Source organism: Arthrobacter sp. ISL-65 (assembly GCF_018613795.1).
GTDB lineage: Bacteria > Actinomycetota > Actinomycetes > Actinomycetales > Micrococcaceae > Arthrobacter.
Genome location: NZ_JAGGPN010000012.1, coordinates 14,174 through 37,350, shown reverse-complemented (window position 1 = coordinate 37,350; position 23,177 = coordinate 14,174). Strand labels below are relative to the sequence as shown.

23 protein-coding genes are annotated in these 23,177 nt (G+C 66.3%); 9 read left to right on the top strand and 14 right to left on the bottom strand.

Annotated features, from left to right (window positions below):
- Positions 1–105 precede the first annotated feature (105 nt).
- Both J7I85_RS05430 and J7I85_RS05425 read left to right on the top strand, forming a co-directional pair.
- Complete coding sequence (locus J7I85_RS05430) at positions 106–861, top strand: metalloregulator ArsR/SmtB family transcription factor (RefSeq protein ID WP_214847678.1); 756 nt, start codon at positions 106–108, stop codon at positions 859–861.
- Positions 862–1,025: 164 nt separating this feature from the next.
- Positions 1,026–2,225 (top strand): TerC family protein, encoded by a 1,200-nt coding sequence (locus J7I85_RS05425; protein WP_214847669.1) that lies wholly within the window; start codon positions 1,026–1,028, stop codon positions 2,223–2,225.
- A 357-nt stretch (positions 2,226–2,582) separates the two neighbouring features.
- Here J7I85_RS05425 and J7I85_RS05420 read toward each other — a convergent pair whose 3' ends face one another.
- The 7 genes from J7I85_RS05420 to J7I85_RS05390 all read right to left on the bottom strand — a co-directional run bounded on the left by J7I85_RS05420 (position 2,583) and on the right by J7I85_RS05390 (position 9,769).
- A complete protein-coding gene (locus J7I85_RS05420) occupies positions 2,583–2,768 on the bottom strand; it encodes a hypothetical protein (RefSeq protein ID WP_214847667.1) in 186 nt (61 codons plus the stop codon).
- 141 nt (positions 2,769–2,909) lie between these two features.
- Positions 2,910–3,533, bottom strand: a complete 624-nt coding sequence (eda, locus tag J7I85_RS05415) for a bifunctional 4-hydroxy-2-oxoglutarate aldolase/2-dehydro-3-deoxy-phosphogluconate aldolase (protein WP_214847665.1) — start codon at positions 3,531–3,533, stop codon at positions 2,910–2,912.
- Positions 3,526–4,911, bottom strand: a complete 1,386-nt coding sequence (locus tag J7I85_RS05410) for a mannitol dehydrogenase family protein (protein WP_214847663.1) — start codon at positions 4,909–4,911, stop codon at positions 3,526–3,528. The genes eda and J7I85_RS05410 overlap by 8 nt, the downstream gene beginning before the upstream one ends.
- 116 nt (positions 4,912–5,027) lie before the next feature.
- The gene (locus J7I85_RS05405; RefSeq protein ID WP_214847791.1) at positions 5,028–5,984 is read right to left on the bottom strand and encodes a PfkB family carbohydrate kinase; all 957 of its coding nucleotides are present in this window, start codon (positions 5,982–5,984) and stop codon (positions 5,028–5,030) included.
- A gap of 38 nt (positions 5,985–6,022) precedes the next feature.
- Positions 6,023–7,234, bottom strand: coding sequence for a D-mannonate dehydratase ManD (gene manD, locus J7I85_RS05400; protein ID WP_214847661.1), 1,212 nt, complete (start codon positions 7,232–7,234; stop codon positions 6,023–6,025).
- A 94-nt stretch (positions 7,235–7,328) separates the two neighbouring features.
- Positions 7,329–8,354: an L-idonate 5-dehydrogenase gene (locus tag J7I85_RS05395; protein ID WP_214847659.1), complete on the bottom strand. Its 1,026-nt coding sequence runs from the start codon at positions 8,352–8,354 to the stop codon at positions 7,329–7,331.
- Complete coding sequence (locus J7I85_RS05390; RefSeq protein ID WP_214847657.1) at positions 8,351–9,769, bottom strand: MFS transporter; 1,419 nt, start codon at positions 9,767–9,769, stop codon at positions 8,351–8,353. Before J7I85_RS05390 ends, J7I85_RS05395 begins: the two co-directional genes overlap by 4 nt.
- Before the next feature lie 157 nt (positions 9,770–9,926).
- On the opposite strand from J7I85_RS05390, the gene J7I85_RS05385 reads away from it, so the two are divergent.
- The gene (locus tag J7I85_RS05385) at positions 9,927–10,658 is read left to right on the top strand and encodes a GntR family transcriptional regulator (RefSeq protein ID WP_214847655.1); all 732 of its coding nucleotides are present in this window, start codon (positions 9,927–9,929) and stop codon (positions 10,656–10,658) included.
- A 73-nt stretch (positions 10,659–10,731) separates the two neighbouring features.
- On the opposite strand, the gene J7I85_RS05380 is transcribed toward J7I85_RS05385, so the two are convergent.
- Positions 10,732–11,277, bottom strand: coding sequence for a YceI family protein (locus J7I85_RS05380; protein ID WP_214847652.1), 546 nt, complete (start codon positions 11,275–11,277; stop codon positions 10,732–10,734).
- Positions 11,278–11,603: 326 nt separating this feature from the next.
- On the opposite strand from J7I85_RS05380, the gene J7I85_RS05375 reads away from it, so the two are divergent.
- Positions 11,604–12,377, top strand: a complete 774-nt coding sequence (locus J7I85_RS05375; RefSeq protein ID WP_251023967.1) for a DUF1524 domain-containing protein — start codon at positions 11,604–11,606, stop codon at positions 12,375–12,377.
- Between the two features lie 40 nt (positions 12,378–12,417).
- Here J7I85_RS05375 and J7I85_RS05370 read toward each other — a convergent pair whose 3' ends face one another.
- Together J7I85_RS05370 and fdhA are read right to left on the bottom strand one after the other, a co-directional pair.
- Entirely contained in the window at positions 12,418–12,714 is a 297-nt protein-coding gene (locus J7I85_RS05370; RefSeq protein WP_214847650.1) for a hypothetical protein, read from the bottom strand.
- A gap of 126 nt (positions 12,715–12,840) precedes the next feature.
- A complete protein-coding gene (fdhA, locus tag J7I85_RS05365) occupies positions 12,841–14,052 on the bottom strand; it encodes a formaldehyde dehydrogenase, glutathione-independent (RefSeq protein ID WP_214847648.1) in 1,212 nt (403 codons plus the stop codon).
- Between the two features lie 297 nt (positions 14,053–14,349).
- Here fdhA and J7I85_RS05360 point away from each other — a divergent pair, with 297 nt between their 5' ends.
- Together J7I85_RS05360 and J7I85_RS05355 are read left to right on the top strand one after the other, a co-directional pair.
- On the top strand, positions 14,350–14,652 hold the full coding sequence (locus J7I85_RS05360; protein WP_214847646.1) for a DUF1540 domain-containing protein: 303 nt from the start codon (positions 14,350–14,352) through the stop codon (positions 14,650–14,652).
- Between the two features lie 146 nt (positions 14,653–14,798).
- The gene (locus tag J7I85_RS05355) at positions 14,799–18,599 is read left to right on the top strand and encodes a TM0106 family RecB-like putative nuclease (RefSeq protein WP_214847644.1); all 3,801 of its coding nucleotides are present in this window, start codon (positions 14,799–14,801) and stop codon (positions 18,597–18,599) included.
- Here J7I85_RS05355 and J7I85_RS05350 read toward each other — a convergent pair.
- Together J7I85_RS05350 and J7I85_RS05345 are read right to left on the bottom strand one after the other, a co-directional pair.
- Positions 18,574–18,876, bottom strand: a complete 303-nt coding sequence (locus J7I85_RS05350; protein WP_214847642.1) for an acylphosphatase — start codon at positions 18,874–18,876, stop codon at positions 18,574–18,576. The two genes, J7I85_RS05355 and J7I85_RS05350, sit on opposite strands and share 26 nt — an antisense overlap.
- 67 nt (positions 18,877–18,943) lie before the next feature.
- Positions 18,944–19,429 (bottom strand): hypothetical protein, encoded by a 486-nt coding sequence (locus J7I85_RS05345; protein ID WP_251023966.1) that lies wholly within the window; start codon positions 19,427–19,429, stop codon positions 18,944–18,946.
- On the opposite strand from J7I85_RS05345, the gene J7I85_RS24895 reads away from it, so the two are divergent.
- On the top strand, positions 19,419–19,715 hold the full coding sequence (locus J7I85_RS24895; protein ID WP_251023965.1) for a hypothetical protein: 297 nt from the start codon (positions 19,419–19,421) through the stop codon (positions 19,713–19,715). The two genes, J7I85_RS05345 and J7I85_RS24895, sit on opposite strands and share 11 nt — an antisense overlap.
- Positions 19,716–19,973: 258 nt before the next feature.
- On the opposite strand, the gene J7I85_RS05340 is transcribed toward J7I85_RS24895, so the two are convergent.
- On the bottom strand, positions 19,974–20,831 hold the full coding sequence (locus tag J7I85_RS05340; protein WP_214847637.1) for a glycosidase: 858 nt from the start codon (positions 20,829–20,831) through the stop codon (positions 19,974–19,976).
- 246 nt (positions 20,832–21,077) lie between these two features.
- On the opposite strand from J7I85_RS05340, the gene J7I85_RS05335 reads away from it, so the two are divergent.
- Entirely contained in the window at positions 21,078–21,377 is a 300-nt protein-coding gene (locus J7I85_RS05335; RefSeq protein WP_214847635.1) for a hypothetical protein, read from the top strand.
- 165 nt (positions 21,378–21,542) lie between these two features.
- Here the strand turns inward: J7I85_RS05335 and J7I85_RS05330 are convergent, their stop codons facing one another.
- On the bottom strand, positions 21,543–21,842 hold the full coding sequence (locus J7I85_RS05330) for a DUF2630 family protein (protein WP_214847633.1): 300 nt from the start codon (positions 21,840–21,842) through the stop codon (positions 21,543–21,545).
- A gap of 326 nt (positions 21,843–22,168) precedes the next feature.
- Between J7I85_RS05330 and J7I85_RS05325 the strand changes: the two genes are divergently transcribed.
- Complete coding sequence (locus J7I85_RS05325) at positions 22,169–23,062, top strand: glucose 1-dehydrogenase (protein ID WP_214847625.1); 894 nt, start codon at positions 22,169–22,171, stop codon at positions 23,060–23,062.
- The last annotated feature ends 115 nt before the right edge of the window (positions 23,063–23,177 follow it).

The following is a 23,177-nucleotide window of genomic DNA, read 5'->3' as shown; positions in this document are numbered from 1 at the left end:
CCCTTGCCGCCCGTCCGCCTCCCCTACCCCCGAGCTCCCTCCCTCCCAATCAGGGACCCGACGGACCATTGACATGTGACCAAATGGTCACCTATTCTAAATCCTATGGACGCCGTGTTTAAGGCCCTTGCTGACCCGATCCGCAGGGAGCTTCTGGACCAGCTTTTCAGCGAAGACGGGCAGACGCTTAGTGCCCTCGAAGCACACTTCGAGATCACCCGATTCGGCGTTATGAAGCACCTTAAAATCCTGGAAGAGGCGGGCCTCGTGGTGACCAGGCGCCGCGGCCGCGAGAAACTGCACTTCCTCAATCCGGTGCCCATCAGGCTCGTCCACGACCGCTGGGTGAGCAAATACGCAGAACCATGGGCCGCTGCGCTCAGCGACCTCAAATCCCGATTGGAAAGTCCCATGGAAAAGATCTTCGAAATCTACATCAAGACCACTCCGGAACGGCTCTGGGAAGCCATCACGGACAGCGATATCCGAAGCAAGTACCAGTTCGGGAACACGCTGAAATCGGACTGGACCACGGGCTCCCGTTTCGAGATGGGCAACCCCAAAGCCGGGGCGCTCCTGGGCGAGGGCGAGAACCTCGAGGTCGATCCCCCGCGCCGGCTGGTACAGACCATGCGCGCGCTCTGGGGCGAGGACGTCAAGGCTGAGGGCACCTCCCGCGTCACGTGGGAAATCGAGCCGGTCGGCGACGACTCGTGCCACCTCACCGTCACGCACGACCAGCTCCGCGAAGGCGCCAACGAGCAGCTCTACGGCGGCTGGCCCATGATCCTCTCCGGCCTGAAGACCTGGCTCGAGACCGGGGAAAAGCTCACCACGCCGGGCTCGCTGATGTACGGCTGAGCAGCCTCCTAGCCCAACTGACTCGCAGTTGTTGTCGTTATGAGCCCTCATAACGACAACAACTGCGAGTCAGTTGGGGGCACACCTGCTGTTGCGGGCGGGCAGAGCGCACTGGGTAGGGTTGTCTTGCACGCCCCGCCCTCAGCGCTCAGGAAAGAGGCAGCATGGAAGTTCCCCCTATGGTCTGGATCCTCACGATTGCCGGAATCGTCGCGCTCCTGGCCTTCGACTTCTTCTTCCACGTCCGCAAAGCCCACACCCCCACCCTCAAGGAATCCGGCACCTGGTCCGCCATTTATGTGGGCATGGCCCTCGTGTTCGGCCTCGGTGTCTGGTTCTTCGGCGGCTCCAAGATGGGCACTGAGTACTTCGCCGGCTACGTGACCGAGAAGGCGTTGTCCGTGGACAACCTTTTCGTGTTCCTGATCATCATGTCCAGCTTCAAGGTGCCGCGTGCCGACCAGCAGAAGGTGCTCCTGTTCGGCATCGTCTTCTCGCTGCTGGCCCGGACAGGCTTCATCTTCCTCGGCGCCGCGCTGATCAACAGCTTCGCCTGGGTGTTCTACATCTTCGGGCTCATCCTGCTCATCACCGCCGGGAACCTGCTCAAGCCGGACAACCACGACGACGACGACAGCGAAACTCTCGTGGTCCGGCTCGCCAAGAAGTTCCTGCCGGCCTCCGAGCATTTCGACGGCGATAAGCTCTTCACCGAGGTTGACGGCAAGAGGGTCCTCACCCCGATGCTCCTGGTGATGGTGGCCATCGGCGCCACGGACATTCTCTTCGCGCTGGACTCCATCCCTGCCATCTTCGGCCTGACGCAGAACGTGTTCATCGTCTTCACAGCCACCGCGTTCTCGCTCATGGGCCTGCGGCAGCTGTTCTTCCTCATCGACGAGCTCCTCGACCGGCTCATCTACCTCTCCTACGGCCTCGCCGCCATCCTCGGCTTCATCGGCGTCAAGCTGATCCTGCACGCCCTGCACGAGAACACCCTGCCGTTCATCAACGACGGCGAACACGTGAACGTCGTAGAAATCAGCACCGGCCTGTCGCTCAGCGTGATCCTCGGCGTACTCGCCGTCACCATCATCGGCTCCCTCCTCAGCCCCAAGGGCAAGGCCAAGACCATGGTCTCCGGCGCCAGGCGGCACGCCACCACGTACGTGGACCTCAACTACGAGACGGACATCGTCGAGCGCGAGCGGATCTTCGACAAGCTGGTCCGCGAAGAGCAGGAGCTCAAGAAGCTCCCGGAGAAGTACAAGCGGCTCATCCGGAACGAGACCGAGTTCATGAACCTGATCCGCCAAGCCCACGCCGAGCACGACCAGGCATTGGAGCGCGCAGGCGAGAAGTAGTGCGGCAACAGCAACGGGGCCAACGCCCGCAGGATTCCCTAACCGAGCTTGCGGGGCTAGGTGGGGAGGGTTGCTTACCGCCCAACTCGGAGGGCCTCGGGCCAGCCAGCGTGGTGTCGGGACCCAGCTTCGCCACGGCTCATGGCGTCGACATACAGCAGCCTCGTGATCCCCTTGGAGACCGAGCCAATTTCGAAGTCAGCAGCAAGGGAGGCGCCGCGGCTCGCCACGGCAACCTCCCCTGCGCATACGGTGGCCGCGGCAACACCGGGTGGCTGCGGCCAAACGCTTCTTGTAATTGTTGTGCCAGTCCCGGGTCGCCATGGACCTCAGGGACTGGACTTGCGTGCCTCAGCGTCAGTGCCGGTGGAGCATGTGGCGGATCTTGTCTCCGATACCCCCGGCGGTGCGGCCGCGGCCCATGGACGAGGTCCGTCCCGTGGTGTTGGGCCTGGTGCCCCGCGTGTAGCCCCCGGTGGTTCCTTGGGTGGTCCGTCCGGAAATACGTCCTGCGGCATTCCTGATCATGTTTCCCAAGTTCATGATGAACTCCTTAGGTTGTGCGTCTGTTCAGGCTGCGACCGGTTTTAGGTCCGGTCTTTCCCGACTCTACGCCCGTCCCGAAGGCAGATCTACGGTCAAGTAGATCTGAGGCAACTTTCGTCAGCGCCGGCCGTCGCGCTTTCAGCCCAGCGCTGCCGCTTCCCGTGCCAGTTCGGTGATCTGCTGCCAGTCCCCGCTTTCGACGGCGGCGCGCGGCGTCAGCCAGCTGCCTCCGACGCAGCTGACGTTGGGCAGCCTCAGGTAGTCCGGCGCCGTCGCAAGGCTGATGCCGCCGGTCGGGCAGAACGTCACCTGCGGGATGGGTGCCCCGATGGCTGCCAGGTAGGCCGGGCCGCCGGCTGGACCGGCCGGGAAGAACTTCATGGTGTCCAGCCCGCGCTCCAGCACGGCCAACACCTCGCCCACAGTTGCCACGCCCGGAAGCACCGGAACCTCGAGGGAGAGCATGTGGTCCAGCAGCGACGGCGTCACGCCGGGGCTGACCAGGAACTGCGCGCCCGCCGCCACAGCAGCGTCCGCCTGCGCGGGCGTGAGGATGGTCCCGGCTCCCACCAGGATGTCCGGCACCTCGTTGGCGATGGCCTTCAGCGAGGTCAGCGCAGTGTCCGTCCGGAGGGTGAGCTCGATAATCCGGACGCCGCCGTCGGCAAGTGCCCGGGCGACCGGAACCGCATGCTGCGGGTCCTCGATGGTCACCACGGGGATGACCGGGGAAACGTTCAGAACGCTGGTGGCGTCAGCCATGGTTGATCTCTTTTCTCAGGCCGTCCAGCCCGTGCGTGTCGATGATGCTGTACCAGTGGATGAGGAGGTCGGCGAAGCCGGCATGCTCCGCGAGTTCGGGGTCGAAGACGCTGCGGCAGCCCAGCAGCGCGGGGACGACGTCGGCCGCGGAGCGCGAAACCGGCAGCGCGACATGGAGTTCGGCGGCCAGCGGGTCGTCCAGCTCCGCCATGGGGGTGGCGGCCACGTGCCGCATCCACGCAGCGACGGCGAGCGCCGCCCACCGGGGTTCACGGCCGGCGTCGAGGTTTCCGCGCACGGTGCTGAGCAGGCGCAGGCCGATCTTCTGCGAACCGTCGCTGCCCACCTTGGCCGTGGTGTGGCCGAGGGCGGGGTTGGCGAAACGGGTCAGCACCTGGGCGCAGTACTCGTCCGCGTCGAGTCCCTCCGGAAGTGTGATGGTGGGCAGGACGTCCTCTGCCATCATGCGCCGCGCAGCGGTGAAAAACGCTTCCTCGGCCACGGCGTCGCTGATGGTCTCCTTGCCCGCGGCGAGGCCGAGATAGGCCAGCAGCGAGTGGCTCGCATTCAGCAGCCGCAGCTTCGCCGCTTCCCAGGCCGCGACGTCGCTGCTGAACAGGGCTCCGGCCTCCTCCCACCGCGGGCGGCCGGCGGCGAAGTTGTCCTCGATAACCCACTGCATGAACGGCTCGGCCACCACGGCGGCCTCATCCCGCAGCCCAAGTTCACGTTCGACGGCGTCCAGGTCACCCGCCGTCGTGGCCGGCACCATCCGGTCCACCATGGTGCTGGGGAACGTGACGTTCGCGTCCAGCCAGGCGGTGAGCGGTTCGGCCTCAGCAGCCGGAAGGGCGGCGGCGAAGGCGTGGACCAGCTTCTCAGTCAGTTCTCCGTTGCCGGGAAGGTTGTCACACGAGACCACGGTGAGCGGCCCGGCTCCGGTACGGGAACGCTGCTGCAGGCCGCGGGCGATCTGCCCGATGGCCGTGAGCGGCGCACGCCCGCCGAGGTCCGCGCTGACCTCCTCGTCCGCCGTGTTGAGGGATCCGGTCTGCGGGTTGATCCGGTAGCCCTTCTCGGTGATGGTCAGCGTGACCACGAGGATCTCCGGCGCGGCGATCCGGTCCACCACGGCGGCCGGGTTGTCCCGCCCCGAGATGGCGTCCACGATGCTCGAGACCACGCGGAGCGGCGCGGCACCTTCACCCCGTTCGGCCACGGTGAAGAGCCCGTCCTGCGGTGCAAGCTGCCGGGCCACGGTGTCCGAGCGCTGGGTGACGCCTGTGATCCCCCAGCCGGATTCCCCCGCGGCCAGCATGGCGTTCTCGGTGAAGACGGCGGTGTGTGCGCGGGCGAAGGCGCCCAGGCCCAAGTGCACGATGCCGGGCTTCAGGCCGTTGGCCCGGAGCGCGGCGCCGGGGAACTCGGCGCCCGGGAACGCGGCCGCCGTTCCCGGGTTACTGCTCAGGTTGGCACTGCTGACAGTGGTACTGCTCAGGCGTGCGATGACAGCTCTCCTTCGGGTGCGTCCACGGTCCGCGCCCCCAAGGTGTCCGCCCCCAGGGCATGGGCGCGGGTCTGCTCGAAGCTCGGAATGAAGCCCGTGCCGCCCTTGCCGCCCACCACGAGCGAGGCCGCGGCTGCGCCGTACCGGGCAGCCTCGGGAAGGCTATCGCCGAGCACCAGCCGCGCGGTCAGCGTGCCCACAAAGGCGTCGCCTGCCCCGGTCTGGTCCACCACTGCCGGCGCGGGGATGGCTTCGATCCAGGCCGAATCAGTGTCGCTTTCCAGCTGGATTCCCTCGGCCCCGCACGTTACTGCCACATTGGCAGTGCCCAGCGCGCGCAGTGTGGCGGCCGCTTCGGCGGGCGAGGACGTGCCCAGCAGGGCCGATGTCTCCCCCGGGAACGACGGCGTCACCAGAAAGGCCTTCGGCGAAAGCCCGGTGACGGCCGCCGTCGCATCCTTCACGGAGGTGAGCCGCGGCCGGTAGTTCGGGTCAAAGACGAACCGGCGGGCCACCTCGGCGGCCCTGAAAACGGCGGCGCGAGACGTGGCCGAAATGGCGCAGGCGATGCCGCCGGCGATCACTGCGCCGGCCGCGGCAAATACGCCCGCGTCGACGTCGTCCGGCCCCAGCGTTGAGCCGACACTGCCGCTGCGCGCGTAGGAGAACTCGCGCTGCCCGTCGGGGTCGCAGTGCACCAGGTACACGCCCTGTTGGCCGGGGCGGAACTTCAGGAGTTCGGTGGAAATGCCGAGCTCAGCGATCCTGGCGGCGACCGCCTGGCCGAGGTCGTCGTCGGGCAGTACTGCCAGCAGCGCGGTGCGGGCACCGGCCGCAGCGGCAGCCGCGGCAACGTTCAGCGCGTCGCCGGAAATGCCCAGCTGCGCCGGAACGCCATGCCCGAAGGGGACGTCGGTGGCCACCTCAAGGAGGATCTCCCCCATGGCGACGACGTCGAACGGCCGTGCTTGTGTCGGGTTACTCACCAGTCATGCACCGACCCGTCGAGGCGGCGGTTGATGGGCAGGTACTTGGCGTCGAACGGAAACTTGGCGGCCGCCTCCTCGTCGAACTCGACCCCCAGGCCGGGGGCGTCACCTGGGTGCATGTAGCCGTCGGTGAAGGTATAGGAGGTCTTGAACACCTCGTTGGCGGGGTCGCGGTGGCCCATGTACTCCTGCACGCCGAAGTTGGGGATGCTCATGTCCACGTGCAGCGCCGCGGCGAAGGACACCGGCGACAGGTCGCCCGCGCCGTGTGAGCCCGAGCGGACGCCGTACAGGTCAGCCAGCGAGAAGATGCGGCGCAGGTGCGTGATGCCGCCGGCGTGCGAGACCGAGGTGCGGATGTAGTCGATCAGGCGTTCTGTGATCAGCTGCTGGCAGTCCCAGATCGAGTTGAACACCTCGCCGACGGCGATCGGCGTCGTCGTGTGCTGGCGGATCAGGCGGAACGCCGACTGGTCCTCGGCCGGCGTCGGATCTTCAATCCAGAACGGGCGGAACGGCTCCAGCGAGGCGCCCAGCCGACCGGCCTCGATCGGCGTCAGCCGGTGATGGACGTCGTGCAGGACGTGCACGCCGTAGCCGAACTGTTCACGAACGTGCGCCATCATCTTCGGCGCGAAGTCCAGGTATGCGGTGGTCTCCCACAGATCTTCCTGCGGGATGTTGCCGCTGGCGGGTTCGTAGGTCCTGCCGTCCACCGGTGCGATTCCGTAGGTCTTCTCCAGTCCCGGCACGGCGGCCTGGGCCCGGATCGCCTTGTAGCCGAGGTCCAGGTGGTGCTGGAAGTCGGCGTTGAGGTCCTCCAGCGAGGAGCCGCTGGCGTGGCCGTAGACCATGACGCCCTCACGGGCTGCGCCGCCGAGCAGTTCGTACACCGGCATGCCAGCGGCCTTGCCCTTGATGTCCCAAAGGGCGACGTCGATCGCGGCGATCGCGGTCATGGTCACCGGTCCGCGGCGCCAGTAGGCACCCTTGTAGAAGTACTGCCAGGCATCCTCGATGCGGCGGGCGTCGCGGCCGATCAGCAGCGGGCAGAGGTGCTCGGACAGGTAGGACGCCACGGCCAGTTCACGTCCGTTGAGGGTGGCGTCGCCGATGCCGGTAATCCCGTCCTCGGTTTCGATAACGAGCGTGACGTAATTCCGTCCTGGCGACGAAACCACTACTCGTGCGTCGGTGATCTTCACTGGTTGGGTCCTTTTGTGTGTCGAGAATTGCAAGTAGGTCGCAGCAGATGGCGTTATGAGCCCTCAGAACGCCATCTGCTGCTACCCAGTTGGGTCAGGAGAGGCGGAGCATGACCTTGCTGCTGCCGGCGGCCGGGTCCGCGGAGACCCGCATGGCTTCCGCGGCCTGGTCGATGCCGAACTTGTGGGTGATGACGGGTGAGACGTCCAGGCCGTCGGACATCGCCTTGAGCGCATCGGTGATCTCGTCCGCGAACCGGTAGGAACCGATCCAGGTGATTTCCCGGGTCACGAGATCCCCGAGTGCGGCCGGGGCCGGGGCGCCGGGCAGGTTGCCCACCTGGACGATGGTTCCGCCGCGGGCGGTGGCCCGGAGGATGCCGCCCAGTACGGCGGGGATCCCGGTGGCCTCGAACACGAGCTCCACGTCCTCCGGCAGGGTTCCGCCGTCGGCCAGGTTGCGGACCTCGTCCGCGCCCATGGCCTTTGCGATCCTCAGCGAGGCGTCGTTGATGTCCGCGGCGATGACGGTCCGCGCACCGGCGTACTTGGCGGCCGCGATCACCAGGGATCCGATCGGCCCGGCGCCGTTGACCAGCACGTCGCGGCCGGCGAGCGAACCCGCACGCCCCACCGCGTGGAGGGCGACGGCGAGCGGTTCAGCAAGTGCCCCGCGGAGGGTGTCCACGCCGTCGGGAAGCGGACGGATCTGCGACGCGCGGACCAGCTTGCGTTCGCTGAAGCCGCCGTCGGTGTGCGGATCGAAGGCTGCCGATCCGAAGTAGCGGATCTGCGGGTACAGGTTGGTCCGGCCGCTGAGCCGCTCCGGCATGATCCCGTCCCCCACGAGTTCCGCGGGATGGACCGTGACCGGCTGGCCGACGTCGAGGTGTTCGACGCCGTCGCCCAGCTGGGCGATCCGGCCGGCCACCTCGTGGCCCAGGACGAGCGGGGACTTCAGCTGCGCGGTTCCGGAAGCGCCGTGGCGCCAGTACGAAAGGTCGGATCCGCAAATCCCGCCCCATTCGACGTCGAGGACAACCTCACCCGGCCCGGCCACGGGCTCGGGGCGTTCGTCGATGCGGAGGTCGTTGGCACCGTGGACAACGACGGCTTTCATGCGGCGTCTTCCAGGCGGACCATGTCGCGGCCGCGGACCTCGGGTCCTACTGTGGCGGCCACCAGGGTGATCAGCGAGTAGCCGATGAGCATGGCTGCCAGCGGCCACCAGTGCCCGGTGACGGCGGTGAGCGTGGCGGCGAGGATCGGGCCGATCGCCGTGGCGAGGATGCCGCCGATCTCCTTGGCCAGGGCCAGCTGCGTGAAGCGGGTGCGGGCTCCGAAGAACTCGGCCATGGTGACGCTTTCCATCGAGAAGAGGCTCAGCACGCCCAGGTTCAGGCCGGCGACCACGGCGATGGTGACAAGCGTCGGGTTACCGCTGGTGACCATCATCATCATGGGGATCGCGAACAGGGCGGTGAGGGCGCTCAGGATGATGTAGAGGGGCCGGCGGCCGAAGCGGTCGCCCAGGAGGCCGATCAGCGGGATGGTGGCGAAGCCGATGATCGAGCCGATCATTATGGCCGTGGTGCCGACGGACTTGTTCATGAGCAGGACCGTGGCGAGGTAGCCGATGAGGAAGGTCTGGATGAGCCCGGAGTTGCCGGCCTGCCCGAAGCGGAGGCCGAGGGCGATCAGGAAGGACTTGCCCTTGCGCTGGTGCAGCGCGGCTTCGATCGTGCTGGTGGACTGGGTGGTGTGCTTGGCCTGGCCTGCTTCGTTTGATGCGGTGCCCGCCTCGGCGGCGAGGTCACGCTTGGCGAGTGCGACGCCGTCGACGACGTCCTCACGCTGTTCGAAAACGGGGCTCTCCTTGAGGGAGCGGCGGATCCAGACGGCGAAAATCATCAGCAGGAAGCTGGCCAGGAACGGCAGGCGCCAGCCCCAGGTCAGCAGTTGGTCCTCGGAGAGAACCGCCACCAGAATGGCCCAAAGCGCGGAGGCGGCGAGGGTGCCGGAGTTGGTGCCGAGGCAGACGAGGGAGGAAATGAGACCGCGGCGGCGGGCCGGGGCGTATTCCGCCAGCATCACTGTGGCGCCGGCGATTTCCGCGCCAGCACCGAAGCCCTGGATCAGGCGCAGGGCCACGAGGAGGATGGGCGCCCAGATGCCGACCATGGCGTAAGTGGGCAGGACGCCGATGAGCGTGGTTGACGCACCCATCAGCGCGATGGTGATGAAGAGGACCTTCTTGCGGCCGATCCTGTCACCCATGCGGCCGAAGTACACGGCACCGACCAGGCGGGCCACGTAGCCCACACCGTAGGTTGCCATCGCGGCGATGAGGCCGACGACCGGGCTCACGTCGGGGAAGAAGATCTTGTTGAAGACGATAGCCGCAGCCAGCGAGTAGAGCTGGAAGTCCATGAATTCCATGGCCGTTCCCAGCCAGCCGGAAACCGCAACCTTCGCAAGGTCGCGAGTGGTCCTTGTTTCGGTCTTGGCGGTGGGCGGTGCGATGCTCTCGGTCATCTGTTGCTCCTTTGCAGGCGATGAAGAAGGGGAGGTGGAGAGATATGCCTGTGAAATGTGGCCGGTTTGTCGGACAGGAGAGCTGTCCTGCGGCCGCTTGCTGACTACCATACAAGCACTACCATTCTAGTTTGTCAACGATGGCTACACTGGATGCATGGCAACCGGCAAACCCGAAAAAGGGCAGTCTCCGCGGCTTTCCGTGCGGGACCAGACACTGGATACGCTCCGGCGTCGCATCATCTCCCTGCAGCTTCCGCCCGGCGAGCCGCTGTCCGAAAACGAGCTCGCCCAGGAACTAGGTGTCAGCCGGACGCCCGTGCGAGAGAGCCTCATCCTGCTGCGCGAAGAGGGCCTGGTGCACGTCTTCCCGCAGATCGGTTCGTTCGTCTCGCTTGTGGACCTGGGCCGTGTAGCGGAGGCCCAGTTTGTCCGCGAGGCCATTGAATGCGCCTCCCTGAAGGATGCGGTGGTTGACGCCTCCGGACTCGCCGGCCTGCGGGAGATCCTGGGCGCACAGCGGAACGCAGAGGCGGCCGGCGACGTCGAGGAGTTCTTCCGGCTTGACGAGGACTTCCACCGCGGGCTCCTTCGCCTGGCAGGGCACGAGTCGGCCTGGACCGCGGTCAACTCGGCCAAGGCCCACCTGGACCGTGCCCGCCGGCTCAGCCTGATCGACACCCGGCCCGTGTCCACGCTGATCGAACAGCACACTGCCGTGGTGGACGCACTCGAGGCCAACAACCGCACCGAAGCAGACAGCTCCCTGCGCGTCCACCTGCGCGGCGTCTTCGAGGACGTCAAGCGCATCCAGGCGTCATCACCCGAGCTCTTCTCGGACGGCACAGTATCCCGCCCCGTAAGGCGAAGCATCGCCCGGCTTTCCTGAGTCCGCTGGTTGAGGCTGTCGAAACCCAGACCTGATCTCGACAAGCTCGATCAGCGGTCCTTGGTTCGGCGGCTTACCCCTGCTTCACCAGCGCGGCCTCGAGGTTGATCTTCACCTTGTCGCTGACCAGGAGCCCGCCGGCTTCGAGGGCCGCGTTCCAAGTCAGGCCGAACTCCTTGCGGCTGATGTCGGTCTCGGCGGAGAAGCCTGCACGCGTGGCGCCGAAGGGGTCGACGGCGACGCCGGTGAACTCAACCTCGAGCTCGACCGGCTTGGTGATGCCCTTGATGGTGAGGTCGCCGGTCAGGGTGTAATCCTCGCCGTCGCCCTCAATGTGCGTGCCCTTGAACGCCATCTCCGGATACTCTGCAACGTCGAAGAAGTCCGCCCCCTGCACGTGGGCGTCTCGGTTGGCGTCACCGGAATCGAAGCTGGCGGTGCTCACGCTGGCATGCAGCGACGAATCGGCCAGGGTATCCCGCACATGGGCCTCGCCGGTTGCTTCCCGGAACCGCCCGCGGACCTTGCTGATCCCGGCGTGCCGCACGCTGAAGCCGATCTCACTGTGGGACATGTCGAGAGTCCAGATGCCGGGGGTCAGGCCTGCGGGAAGAGTCATGACGCATCTCCTTTGAAGGAAAAACCTGCTGGTCAGTGCGATTTCAACACTGGTTTAGCCCGGCGGTGAAGTCAAGGACGAGTAGCTTCACCGGTGGTCACGCGGGCAGCCAAAACAGCTGTGCAAGAAAACCAGCACATTCCTAGCCAATTTTCAGGAAACTTCTCTAGCCTAGGAACAGGCCCACCGCGTATCCCCCATCCGGGGTGGTCCTGCCGCTAGGAGAAGCCCCGCAAAGCCGTCAGGCACTGCGGGGCTCTCTGCGTTTCAGTACGTCATCCGCGTGGCACCGCCAGCTCCGCCCGGCCGGCCAGTACGATCGATCGTTGAATCGACAACCAGCGCCACGGGAGTACACCGCCTTGCACCACGCACCGCCCCGCAAGAGGAACTGGTTTGCAGCCGGCGCCCTTGCCGCCGTCATCCTGGCCACCACCGCCTGCGGCGGAGCCGTCAGCGCAACCCGGCAGCCGTCGTCGGACGCTGTCCCCGGCGGGTCAGCCGGCAACCCGCCCGGCTACGCTGTCAAAGCAGCCGACCTCCTCGCCACCCTGCCGGTCAAAGGACGCGCACCCAAAACGGGCTACGACCGGGAAGAGTTTGGGCCGGCATGGCAAGACACGGACCACAACGGCTGCGATACCCGCAACGACATCCTCGCCCGGGACCTCACCAAGACGACCGTCAAGCCGGGCACAAACAACTGCATCGTCCTGACGGGCTCCCTGGCTGATCCGTACACGGCCACCACCATCGCCTTCACCCGCGGCAGCAAAACCAGCAGCGCGGTGCAGATCGACCACGTCGTTGCCCTGAGCGACGCGTGGCAGAAGGGTGCCCAGCGCCTCAGCAAGGCACAGCGGACCGCCTTCGCCAATGATCCCCTCAACCTGTTGGCCGCATCCGGCCCCGCCAACCAGCAAAAGTCCGACGGCGACGCCGCCACCTGGCTGCCGAGCAGCAAGGCCTACCGCTGCCCGTACGTCGCGCGGCAGATTTCAGTCAAGGCGAAGTACAAGCTGTGGGTGACCCAGGCCGAGCGCACCGCGATGGCCTCCGTCCTGGCCCAGTGCGGCGGCACGGTGGCCGGCGGCAAGTGACCGGACGCACCGCCGCCGGGAGCCGCGGGCCTGCGGCCGCTCAGCCCTGCTCCGGCACCTCGCCCGCTAACGGGTAGTCGTCCTCATCGCTGCCGGGCGTGCCCGCGGCCTGCTCAATGGCGTCGGCCTCGGCCGCTTCCTCGGCTGAGAGATCGGGGGCGGCGGGCGGCCCGTTGGACCTCAGCGGAGTCCGCTGCTCCAAGGCATCCGCCTCGGGAACATCCTCGGGTAACGGCCGCTGTTCCTCGTCCCCGGACTCCCCGCCTGCCGGCTGGCGCTGCTCAAACGCATCCGCTTCCGGCACTTCGAGCGGAGTTTCGTCAGGTTGGCTGTTCATATCTCCTCCTGCACCTGGGTTGGTCTTTCCACGAGTCTGGTCCTACTCCCCGACGACGGCAATGGGGACCGCGTGCGGCCCAACCCATTGGGCCGGACCGCACACGGTCCCCGTGCTGCATCTACGTCAGCTGAGGTATCCGTTCGGGTTCAGCACGTACTTGGTGGCGGCGCCGGCGTCGAACTCGGCGTACCCCTTCGGTGCGTCCTCCAGCAGGATCGGCTTCGCGTTAACGTTCTTGGCGATGCTCACGCGGTCCTTGAGGATCGCCATCATCAGCTGCCGGTTGTACTTCATCACCGGGCACTGGCCCGTGGTGAAGCTCAGCGACTTCGCCCAGCCGGTGCCCAGGCTCAGGCTCAGCGAACCCTTCTTGGCAGACTCGTCGATGCCGCCCGGATCGCCCGTCACATACAGGCCCGGAATGCCCAGCGCGCCACCGGCAGCAGCGATGTCCATTAGCGAATTCAGCACGGTTGCCGGCGCCTCCTGCGCACCCTGGCCGTGGCCTTTCGCCTCGAAGCCCACGGCATCCACGCCGCAGTCCACCTCCGGCACGCCCAGGATCTGTTCGATCTGCTCCGCCGGCCCGCCCTTGGTGAGGTCCACCGTTTCGCAGCCGAAACTGCGCGCCTGGGTCAGACGGTCACTGTTCATGTCGCCCACGATTACGACGGCGGCACCCAGCAGTTGCGCGCTGGTCGCCGCTGCGAGGCCCACAGGACCGGCCCCTGCGACGTAAACGGTGGAGCCGACGCCGACTCCTGCCGAGACGGCACCGTGGTAGCCGGTAGGAAAGATGTCCGAGAGCATAGCGAGGTCCAGGATCTTCTCCATGGCCTGGTCCTTGTCCGGGAATTTGAGCAGGTTCCAGTCCGCATAGGGCACCAGAACATAGTTGGCCTGGCCGCCCACCCAGCCGCCCATGTCCACGTAGCCATAGGCGCTACCAGGGCGGTCCGGGTTCACGTTGAGGCAGATCCCGGTCTTGCGCTCCTTGCAGTTCCGGCACCTTCCGCACGAGATATTGAACGGTACGGAGCAGACGTCTCCCACCTTGATGAATTCGACGCCGGGCCCCACCTCCACCACCTCGCCGGTGATTTCGTGGCCCAGCACCAGGTCCGGCGGCGCCGTGGTCCGCCCGCGGACCATGTGCTGGTCCGAGCCGCAGATGTTGGTGGCCACCGTCTTGAGAATTGCACCGTGGGGAACTTGGCGCCCCACGTTGGCCGGATTGACCCCCGGCCCGTCCTTGAGTTCAAAAGTGGGGTAATCGATATCGATGACTTCCACCTTGCCGGGTGCCTTGTAGGCAACGGCTTTGTTCCCTTCCATCTCTTTCCTCCTGGCGTCACGGACCCTTCCCCGTGAAGGGTCGGCGGTGATTCATGAGCGATTTGATGCTCCCTCCGGGGCATTCCCTTGGATGGCGGGACGGCGTCGTCACGCCTGAAAGGTGGAGGGTCCTGCCAGTCTAGAACGGTGCCCGCAAAGGGTCCATGGGGCTCGGGAGCCCGCGGCGCCGTTCCTGCAATTACGCAACACAATTGGGTCTTTTTGATCCGGCCCATCCGGCCTACGTTGGGAACAGCGCGTCGCCCAGCCCGGGCGTCCGGAACCTGGAGGAATCCCATGAGCACGCATGTAGCCGATTGCAGCGTCACCAATTGCTCCTTCAACGACCACTCCGAATGTAACGCCGAGGCCATCACGGTTGGCGGCAGCACAGACCACGCCTCGTGCGCCACCTTCATCGACACAGGCACGCACGGCGGCCTTCCCAAGGTCCTCGCCGGCGTCGGGGCATGCCAGCGGGCAGAATGCGTCCATAACGACCACCTGATGTGCAAGGCCTCGGAAGTCCACGTTGGCCCCGGCCCGGATAACGCCGACTGCCTCACTTACTCGCACAATGGACGGCAGGCCGCCCACTAATCTGCCCAATCATGGAGGGTCCCCCATTGGCGCAGCTCCTCGGTAGGCAAAGCTCCCGGCGCGGTTTGGTTGTCATAGCCTCTTGCTAGATTCAAATCAGCGCACCGGGAACCGTCCCGGAGCGAGGCTGCCAATGGGGAGGCCCCATGTTCCTGCTCCACCCAACCACGCCGGGAGCGCCCGCTGATCTGGTGTTTTCAGCCAGCGACCTCGTGGCCGCGAGCGAGTGCGAGTACCGCACGCTGCGGATCCTCGACGAGAAGCTGGGCCGCTCCCCCAAAGCCGTTTTCCCCGCCGACGAGATGCAAGCGCGGGCAGGCAAACTCGGCGATCTCCACGAGCACAAGGTGCTGGCTGCCCTCATCGACGAGCACGGCACCTGGGATCCGGCGCGCGGCACAGGGGTCTACTGCGTAGACCGCGGAACCACTGACCGGGCCGACTTGGCGGACAAAGCCCGGGAAACCGCCGCCGCCCTCCGCACTGGCGCCGACGTTGTCTTCCAGGCGACGTTCTTCGACGGCGAGTTCCTCGGCTATGCGGATTTCCTGGTGCGGGAGGAAGCTGACTCGCCTGGTCCCGATCTGACTGGCGGCGACGGTGGTGCCCCGCGGTACGCGGTCTGGGACACCAAGCTGGCGCGGCACGCCAAGGTGGGGGCCCTGCTGCAGCTTGCTGCGTATGGCGACCAACTGATCAGTCTCGGACTCGAACCCGCCCCGCGCGTCATCCTGGTGCTGGGCAACATGGAGCGCAGCTTTCACTCGCTGGCGGATCTGCTGCCCGTGTACCGCGAGCGCCGGGCGCGGTTCCGTGAGCTCACCGCTGCGCACCGCCTGGAGGCCCCCGTGGCGTGGCAGCAGCCGGGTGTCAGCTACTGCGGCAGGTGCGACTACTGCGCCGAGCAGGTGACCGGGCACCGGGACCTGCTGATGGTGGCAGGCATGACCTCCGCCCAGCGGAAGAAGCTGGTTGCGGATGGTATTACCACCATCGACGCCCTCGCCGAACTGTCTCTGCATTTGGCCACAGGTTCGCGGGTGCGGCTGCGCGACCAGGCCAGGATGCAAACCGGCCGTGAGGTTGAGGACGGTTCGCGCACCTTCGTGAAGGAGGGCCGGCCGCACACCGTTACGTACAAGGTGCTGGCAGACAACGCGCTGGGCGGGATTCCTGCCCCGAGTGAGGGCGACATCTTCTTCGACTTCGAGGGCGACCCCCTCTGGCAGGATCCCGCGGGCCAATGGGGCCTGGAGTACCTCTTCGGCGTGATCGAGGCTCCGCGGCCCACTGATCCGCCGGGCCAGGAACCGGTGTTCCGGCCGTTCTGGGCCCACTCGCGCGCGGATGAACGGCAGGCGTTCCTGGACTTCCTCGCCTACGTGGAGGAACGACGCGCCCGGTATCCGGACATGCACGTCTACCACTACGCGCCCTACGAAAAAACGGCCCTGCGCAACCTCTCGCTGAACCATGTAGCCGGCGAGGACGTGGTGGATTCGTGGCTGCGCGACGGGCTCCTCGTGGACCTCTATGCGACCGTCCGGCACTCACTCCGCATCTCCGAGGCCTCTTACTCCATCAAGAAGCTCGAGCCCCTGTACATGGGAGACAACCTGCGGTCCGGGGACGTCAAGGACGCCGGCGCTTCGGTGGTGGCCTACGCCGCCTACTGCGAAGCGCGCGACGCCGGAGCCGAGACACAGGCGGAAGCGACGGCGATTCTGGCGTCCATTTCCGACTACAACCAGTACGACTGCCTTTCCACGCTGCGCCTCCGGGACTGGCTGCTGCAACTGCGTGCTGGTGGCGCGCCCGCTGCTTTGGCGGAGATCGGTGCTCCTGCGGAAGCCGGTGCCCCGGAAGCTTCCGGTTCCCAAGCGCCGTCGGATGCACTCCCGGACGCTGAACCTTCGCCGGAGGAAGCAAGCCTGCGCGCCTTTCTGGACGCCATTCCGGAGCACCGCGAGCTGACGCCGGACGAGCAGGCCGTGGCCATGGTCGCGGCGGCCACCGGATATCACCGACGGGAGCGCAAGCAGTTCTGGTGGGAACACTTCGACCGCCTCGAATCCGAGGTCGACAGGTGGCGGGACCAGCGCAACGTGTTCATGGTCGAAGCGGCTGAGGTCGTGTCGGACTGGGCGCCGCCCACTGCCCGCGCCCGGACGGAGTCACGCACCCTGCGGCTCACCGGGGTCACGAGCGAGGGCTCGGAGTTCAAGCCCGGTTCCAAATGGTTCAGGATGTTCGAGGACCCCCTGCCTGAGGGCCTCGGGGAGGTCGACGGCGGGCGGACCCCGCGGCGCGCGGCAGCAGGCCGGCCTGCAGGTGCGGCAACGGGGTCGGCAGGCGCGGGCACGGGCGCAACGGAGTCGTCGGCAGGCGCTGCTGAAGCACGCCATGAAGCCACCATGCCGCCCTCGCGGGACGGCATTTTCGGCACGCTCGTGGAAGCCGTCGAGGACCATCCCGATCAGCCCGGCCGGACCGTCATAACCATCACGGAGAAGTCCACGGGAAAGGTGCCGCCGTACTTCCAGCTGCCCATGGCGCTGACAGACGACCGCCCCATTCCCACCGTCAGCATCGAAGCCGCGTTGGCAGAACTCGCGCAGCTCGTCGGCTCCTCGCTGCCAGAACTTCCCAATCATCCCGGCGTGGACATACTGCGCCGAACAGCACCCAGGCTCGCCAGCATCCCGAATCTGCCTGCAGCCGGCAACGATGCGGAGGGCAACGCCGACTACGTGTCTGCCATTACCCAGGCGCTGGAACACCTGGACCGTTCCTACCTCGCGGTGCAGGGTCCTCCGGGAACGGGCAAGACATTCGTCGGCTCCCACGTCATCTCCCGACTTGTGCAGGCCGGCTGGAAGGTGGGCGTCGTCGCCCAGTCCCACGCCGTCGTCGAGAACATGCTCTGCACGGCCATTGCGAAGGCCGGGGTGGATCCCGCCGTGGTGGCCAAGAAGCTGTCACAACCGCATGACGTTCCGTGGACCTGCGTCGCCGACGAGGACATCGCGCGGCTCCTGGACGCGGATGGCGGCTGCCTGGTTGGCGGAACCGCCTGGACCATGACGGGTAAATGCGTGCCCGCTGGTTCGCTGGACCTGCTGGTCATCGACGAGGCCGGCCAGTACTCGCTGGCCAACACCTTGGCTGTGGCTCGCTCTGCGAAGCGGCTCCTGCTGCTCGGCGACCCGCAGCAACTTCCCCAGGTCACCCAGGGATCGCATCCCGAGCCGGTCGATGAGTCGGCGCTGGGGTGGCTGTCAGCCGGGCATGCCACGATGCCCGCCGAGCTCGGCTATTTCCTCGCCGATTCCTGGCGGATGCATCCTGAACTCTGCCGCAAGGTGTCGGTGCTCAGTTACGACGGCAGGCTGGAATCCGCGCCGGCGGCAGCCCTGCGCCACCTCGACGGGGTACCTCCGGGCGTGGAAACCGTTCTGGTGCAGCATTCCGGCAACACCACAAGCTCGGCTGAAGAGGCGGCAGCGATCGTCGGACTGGCGCGCGAACATATCGGGCTCAAGTGGACGCCCGGCAAGGATGAGCCGATCCGGCAGCTGGAAGCCAGGGACATCCTGGTGGTGGCTGCGTACAACGCCCAGGTGCAGGCCATCCGCCATGCCCTGGACCATGAGGGCCTGTCCGATGTGCGGGTGGGCACGGTGGACAAGTTCCAGGGTCAGGAGGCTCCCGTGGTGCTCGTGTCCATGGCGTGTTCGGCCATTGCCGAGGCACCGCGCGGAGCCGAATTCCTGCTCAACCGCAACCGGATCAACGTGGCTGTGTCCCGTGGTCAATGGCGGGCGGTGGTCGTCCGCTCCCCTGAGCTCACGAACTACATGCCATCACGACCGTTCGCGCTCGAGGAGCTCGGGGCCTTCCTCGGTCTCAGCCCCGGGAGACTCAGCCGACAACCTGAAAGCTCCTGAATCCGCCTTCAGCCGGGGAGACCTCTTCGTCGACGTGCGCCACCCTCCCCGGCGCGTGGGATGATCCGAGCCAGCGCCTGAATTCGACGATGTCCGGCTGCGGGCCCTCGGCGACGACGGCGACCGAACCGTCGTCGTCGTTCCTGACCGAACCGGTCAGCCCCAGCTCATCGGCCTTGCGCGCGGTCCAGTACCGGAAGCCGACACCCTGGACCATGCCCGTGACCCGTGCGGTGAGGCGGACGCTGTCCGGGTCGGCTGCGTTCGAGTCAGTCATGGAACCAATGTAGCGCCGGCGGCCTTGGTCTCGACAGGCTCGACCTGAAGGGGCTCGACCAGCGGCGCTACCCCGCCGGACGGAGCGAGGTGATCATGGCGCGGATGTTCTTGTATTCGGGGGTTTCCATGTACGCCTCAGGCGTGTCCACGTTCGGCGGATTTCCCGGGGTGGTGTCGAACGGGTTGTAGACCCCGCCGAACATCGCCCCGTTTGGCGGCCAGGTGAAGAAATGGGCTATCGGGCAGGCCGTGGGCTCGGTCGGTTCCGGCGCCGAGGTGATGCCGTAGGCCAGGATCGTCATCTTGGCGGGGTCGGTGGCGGTATCGTCCTGCCGCGACTCGAACGTGAACCTCGGCGTGCTGCCGGACTGCTTCAGTGCCGGTAGCGGTTCGGAGTCGTACATGCCGTACGGCTGCTTCTTGAGGCATTCAGCGCCCACCACCATGTTGGTGCGCAGCGTGGCCATCGCCTTGCCTGCAGGGTTTCGGACCTCCACAAACACGCCGCCGCCCTGCGGCGTCTGTCCGGCAGGGTCTTTGATGGTCCACACGGACGGAACGTCGAAGGCCAACTTGCCGTCCGACGTCGTAAACGTCTTCCAGTCCTCAGGCAGCGTTGCGGACGGCGTGGCAGTGGCAGACGCGGGACTGTCGGTTGCCGCTGCAGTTCCGCTACCCGTTGCGGTGGCCGCATCCGACGAAGAGACTGAAGTTGTTGGTGCCGCAGACCCTCCTCCACCGGGCGAGGCAGGCGCCCCGCAGCCGGCGAGTGCAACGACGGCGGCCAAGAGGGCGGCCCCGGACAAAGTCCCTGAACAGCGCAAAGTCCCTGAATAGCGCAAAACTCCTCCTTGAGTTGCGAATGTGCTCCCCATTCTGGGCTTTTGTCCATTGGCTGGGGAAGACGCTGGAGGGCACCGCGTCCAAAGTGTTGCCATCAATAACGAACCGGCTCCGGCACCGAAGACCGAGAGGCTCACCTTGGTCTCGACAAGCTCGACCAGCGGCAGGGGTCTCGACGGGCTCGACCAGCGGGTCGGGAACAGCGAAGCCCCGCTGCAGCATGTGCTACAGCGGGGCTTCGGCCGGACGGGATCAGTTGACGGTGATGTCCCGCGTCCGGTGGTCGTAGCGGATGGTGAGCTGGCCGCCGGAGTGGTGCAGTTCGTGGTTGGGACCATCGAATGCGCCGAACGCGCCGTAGTTCTCATCCCAGGAGCGGTTGAGGGCGATCTTGAAGTTGTAGTAGCCGGCAGGGATTTCAGCCGAAATCTTCCACAGCTGCTCCAGCTCGTCCAGCTTCATTTGCGATTCGTCGTACTGCGGCGCCCAGTTCTCCGGGGCTCCCAGCAGGGTGTTGAAGTCGCCGGCCACGGCCACGGCGGCGGGCTGGTCGATGGTCGCCGCGGAGTTTTCGACGGCGGGAGCCTGCGCTTCGGCGTCGGCCTTCTTACGTACGGCCTTGGCTACGGGAGCTACTGCGTCCTCGATCAGCTTGGCCGCCTTGTCGACAATCTTCGCCGCCTTGGACGGAGCCTTCTCATCCTCTGCCGCGGCAGCCTTCGTGGCTGCCGGCTTGGCAGGTGCGGCCACCGGAAGGGGCGTGTCGGCAGGGACCGGAGTACCGGCGTCGAGCGCGGCCGAGAAGCTGGCCGCGTCCGGGAAGGCGACCGTTGCGCGCTGCCCGTCTTCAGTGATGGTCCAGCCGGAGCGTCCCTTGACGAGCCAGCCAGCCTTGACCAGCTTGGCGGTGGCAGTGGTCAGTGACTTGTGGCCTCGGGGAATGCCGCCGCTGAGGAGTTCAGCTTCGTAGGCATTCAGCGGCACCCGAACGAGCGCTTCAGCCAGCACGGCGCCGGCGTTCTGCGAGTCACCGGACAACACCCCCTCTGCCAGAACGTCCAGCACGGCCTTAAGGCGGATGTTGGTGTTTTCGGCGGCAGTCTTGCGCATGGTTCCCCTTACAGAGCGATTGTTCCCCATGTAGTTTGCCAAGAGCTGGGCGAATCTGGCGACTTTGCCCGGTAAACATTGTGTGTCGTGACCGACTATGACGGGGATAACACCTGAAATGAGTGTGAAGTCTCGGTTTTTGCTGGGTCGCGAGGGCTACTTACCCGACCCACTTTCTGGGTCATTTCCCGGCATCGGCAATAGAAAGTAGGCTTACCATGTAGACCGAGGCACCAAACGGAAGGGATGAGTTCAGTGAGTGAACACAGCAGCAAGGCAGACGGCTTTATCGTTCCGGACCCTTCAAAGCTCCGCGATGACGTTCCCGGCGACGCCGGTGATGACGCCAACGCCATCCGCTTTAGCGAGGAGCAGGCGCTCATCGAGGAGCAGTCGCACGGCATCCGTCCGGAGCGCTACAGCGTCCCGTCCGGCGGACCGACCATGGAGGAAGCCCGCGGCAACATGGACCTCTCCGACGACACCGGCGACTCGGCTTCCGCAGACAGCAGCGACGACGGACTGCACAGCGGCCAGGAACAGTAGCTGCCGGCACTAGCCGGACGGCGGTAACAACCCGCAAGCAATGCGGAAGGGCGGCTGCTAACGGCGGCCGCCCTTCCGTGCGGGTGGGGACTTACTTCTCGCCGCCTCTTACTGCACTGGCCGCCTTTTACTGCACTGGACGCCTCTTACTGCACAGGCCCCCTCTTACTGCACATAGCCTTCCACCTCATTGACAGGACGGGCATCCGCCTCATTGGGGTCCCCGCCCGCCTTCCACTTTGCCCGGCGCTGGCGCAGCAAATCCCAGCACTGGTCCAACGCTTCTTCCACCTGCCGCAGGCGGGCACGTCGCTCATCCCGACCGTCCGCATCCTCGTCGGAAGCACCTTCTCCGGAGCCACCCCCGCCGGAGCCGCTGGCGTGGCCCGACGCCGCAGGAGCGCGGAGCTGATGCTCTTCGTCAACCAGCGCCTGGATGCGCTGCAGAATATCCTGGTTGTCCATCGCCTACACTCCCTCGATACCGCGTCATGGATTGCCGTTGCGGAAGCGCCGCTAGCAATCGCGGCGCGCCGGACTGAGCTGAGACTGCCAGCCTATTCAGGCGATGCAGTACGCGGAAGGGGTGGACGCCGCCCCTTCACCGCAGCTGGCCCTGAGCAGCCCGGGTTGAGCAGTCCACGTTGAGCAGTCCACGCCAACTGACCACTGGCAGCATCGCCGCAGTCTCGCTAGGGTGGACGGTAAGCATGCTTAGCATTTTCCCGATGCCAGCACCGCCCGGACCTTGATGTTCCTGTCCGCGTTCAACACCACCACGGAGGAGAACCATGACCGACCAGTACACCTTCAAGAACCCCGTCACCGCTTACGAGCACATCGAGCCGCCCAAGCAGCACCAGCCCGAGCCCGGCCTGGACGCCAAGCTTGAACCCAAGGCCGACCTGGGCGAGGACACCTACCGCGGCACGGGTCGCCTCGACGGCCGGAAGGCAATCGTCACGGGCGCGGACTCCGGCATCGGCGCAGCGACGGCGATCGCCTTCGCCCGTGAAGGGGCCGACGTCGTACTGTCTTACCTTCCTGAGGAGGAGGAAGACGCCGCGAAAATCGCGAATCTGATCGAGAAGGCCGGCCGCAAGGCCGTGAAAGTCCCCGGCGACCTCAAGGACCCCGCTACCTGCCAGAAGCTGGTGGACACCGCGCTGCAGGAACTGGGCGGACTGGACCTCCTCGTGAACAACGCCGGCAAGCAGGTGGCGCAAGAGGACATCGGCGACATCAGCGACGAACAGTTCGATCACACGCAGAAGACCAACGTGTACGCCATGTTCTGGCTCACCAGGGCCGCGGTACCCCACCTTCCCGCCGGCTCCACAATCATCAACACGACGTCGATCCAGGCCTACAACCCGTCGCCGACCCTCCTTGACTACGCCACCACGAAGGCAAGCATCAACAACTTCACCAAGGGACTGGCGCAGCAGCTGGCGCCGAAGGGAATCCGGGTGAACGCCGTGGCTCCCGGGCCGATCTGGACACCCCTGCAGGTCAGCAGCGGCCAGCCCAAGGAAGCCCTGCCCGAGTTCGGCAAGGACACACCCCTGGGCCGGGCCGGACAGCCCGCCGAACTCGCCCCCGCCTACGTGTTCCTGGCCTCGGCGGAGTCGAGCTTCGTGGTCGGCGAGACCCTGAACGTCAACGGCGGCAGCCCGACGCCGTAGCTGTTGTTTCGGGCGCCGTAGCTAGCCTGGACCGCGCATTTCTGCACCACTTTAGAAAACAACACCGCCGCCAGCCCCCGGGAAAGCCGCGTCAGCATGCGGGAGACCCGGGGCC

What these genes read in the sequence shown, in the direction of transcription:
- J7I85_RS05430 (WP_214847678.1), top strand. Translation starts at nt 106, where the DNA reads ATGGACGCCGTGTTTAAGGCCCTTGCTGACCCGATCCGCAGGGAGCTT.
- J7I85_RS05425 (WP_214847669.1), top strand. Translation starts at nt 1,026, where the DNA reads ATGGAAGTTCCCCCTATGGTCTGGATCCTCACGATTGCCGGAATCGTC.
- J7I85_RS05420 (WP_214847667.1), bottom strand. Translation starts at nt 2,768, where the DNA reads ATGAACTTGGGAAACATGATCAGGAATGCCGCAGGACGTATTTCCGGA.
- eda (WP_214847665.1), bottom strand. Translation starts at nt 3,533, where the DNA reads ATGGCTGACGCCACCAGCGTTCTGAACGTTTCCCCGGTCATCCCCGTG.
- J7I85_RS05405 (WP_214847791.1), bottom strand. Translation starts at nt 5,984, where the DNA reads ATGGGGGAGATCCTCCTTGAGGTGGCCACCGACGTCCCCTTCGGGCAT.
- J7I85_RS05395 (WP_214847659.1), bottom strand. Translation starts at nt 8,354, where the DNA reads ATGAAAGCCGTCGTTGTCCACGGTGCCAACGACCTCCGCATCGACGAA.
- J7I85_RS05390 (WP_214847657.1), bottom strand. Translation starts at nt 9,769, where the DNA reads ATGACCGAGAGCATCGCACCGCCCACCGCCAAGACCGAAACAAGGACC.
- J7I85_RS05385 (WP_214847655.1), top strand. Translation starts at nt 9,927, where the DNA reads ATGGCAACCGGCAAACCCGAAAAAGGGCAGTCTCCGCGGCTTTCCGTG.
- J7I85_RS05380 (WP_214847652.1), bottom strand. Translation starts at nt 11,277, where the DNA reads ATGACTCTTCCCGCAGGCCTGACCCCCGGCATCTGGACTCTCGACATG.
- J7I85_RS05370 (WP_214847650.1), bottom strand. Translation starts at nt 12,714, where the DNA reads ATGAACAGCCAACCTGACGAAACTCCGCTCGAAGTGCCGGAAGCGGAT.
- fdhA (WP_214847648.1), bottom strand. Translation starts at nt 14,052, where the DNA reads ATGGAAGGGAACAAAGCCGTTGCCTACAAGGCACCCGGCAAGGTGGAA.
- J7I85_RS05360 (WP_214847646.1), top strand. Translation starts at nt 14,350, where the DNA reads ATGAGCACGCATGTAGCCGATTGCAGCGTCACCAATTGCTCCTTCAAC.
- J7I85_RS05355 (WP_214847644.1), top strand. Translation starts at nt 14,799, where the DNA reads ATGTTCCTGCTCCACCCAACCACGCCGGGAGCGCCCGCTGATCTGGTG.
- J7I85_RS05350 (WP_214847642.1), bottom strand. Translation starts at nt 18,876, where the DNA reads ATGACTGACTCGAACGCAGCCGACCCGGACAGCGTCCGCCTCACCGCA.
- J7I85_RS24895 (WP_251023965.1), top strand. Translation starts at nt 19,419, where the DNA reads ATGGTCCACACGGACGGAACGTCGAAGGCCAACTTGCCGTCCGACGTC.
- J7I85_RS05340 (WP_214847637.1), bottom strand. Translation starts at nt 20,831, where the DNA reads ATGCGCAAGACTGCCGCCGAAAACACCAACATCCGCCTTAAGGCCGTG.
- J7I85_RS05335 (WP_214847635.1), top strand. Translation starts at nt 21,078, where the DNA reads ATGAGTTCAGTGAGTGAACACAGCAGCAAGGCAGACGGCTTTATCGTT.
- J7I85_RS05330 (WP_214847633.1), bottom strand. Translation starts at nt 21,842, where the DNA reads ATGGACAACCAGGATATTCTGCAGCGCATCCAGGCGCTGGTTGACGAA.
- J7I85_RS05325 (WP_214847625.1), top strand. Translation starts at nt 22,169, where the DNA reads ATGACCGACCAGTACACCTTCAAGAACCCCGTCACCGCTTACGAGCAC.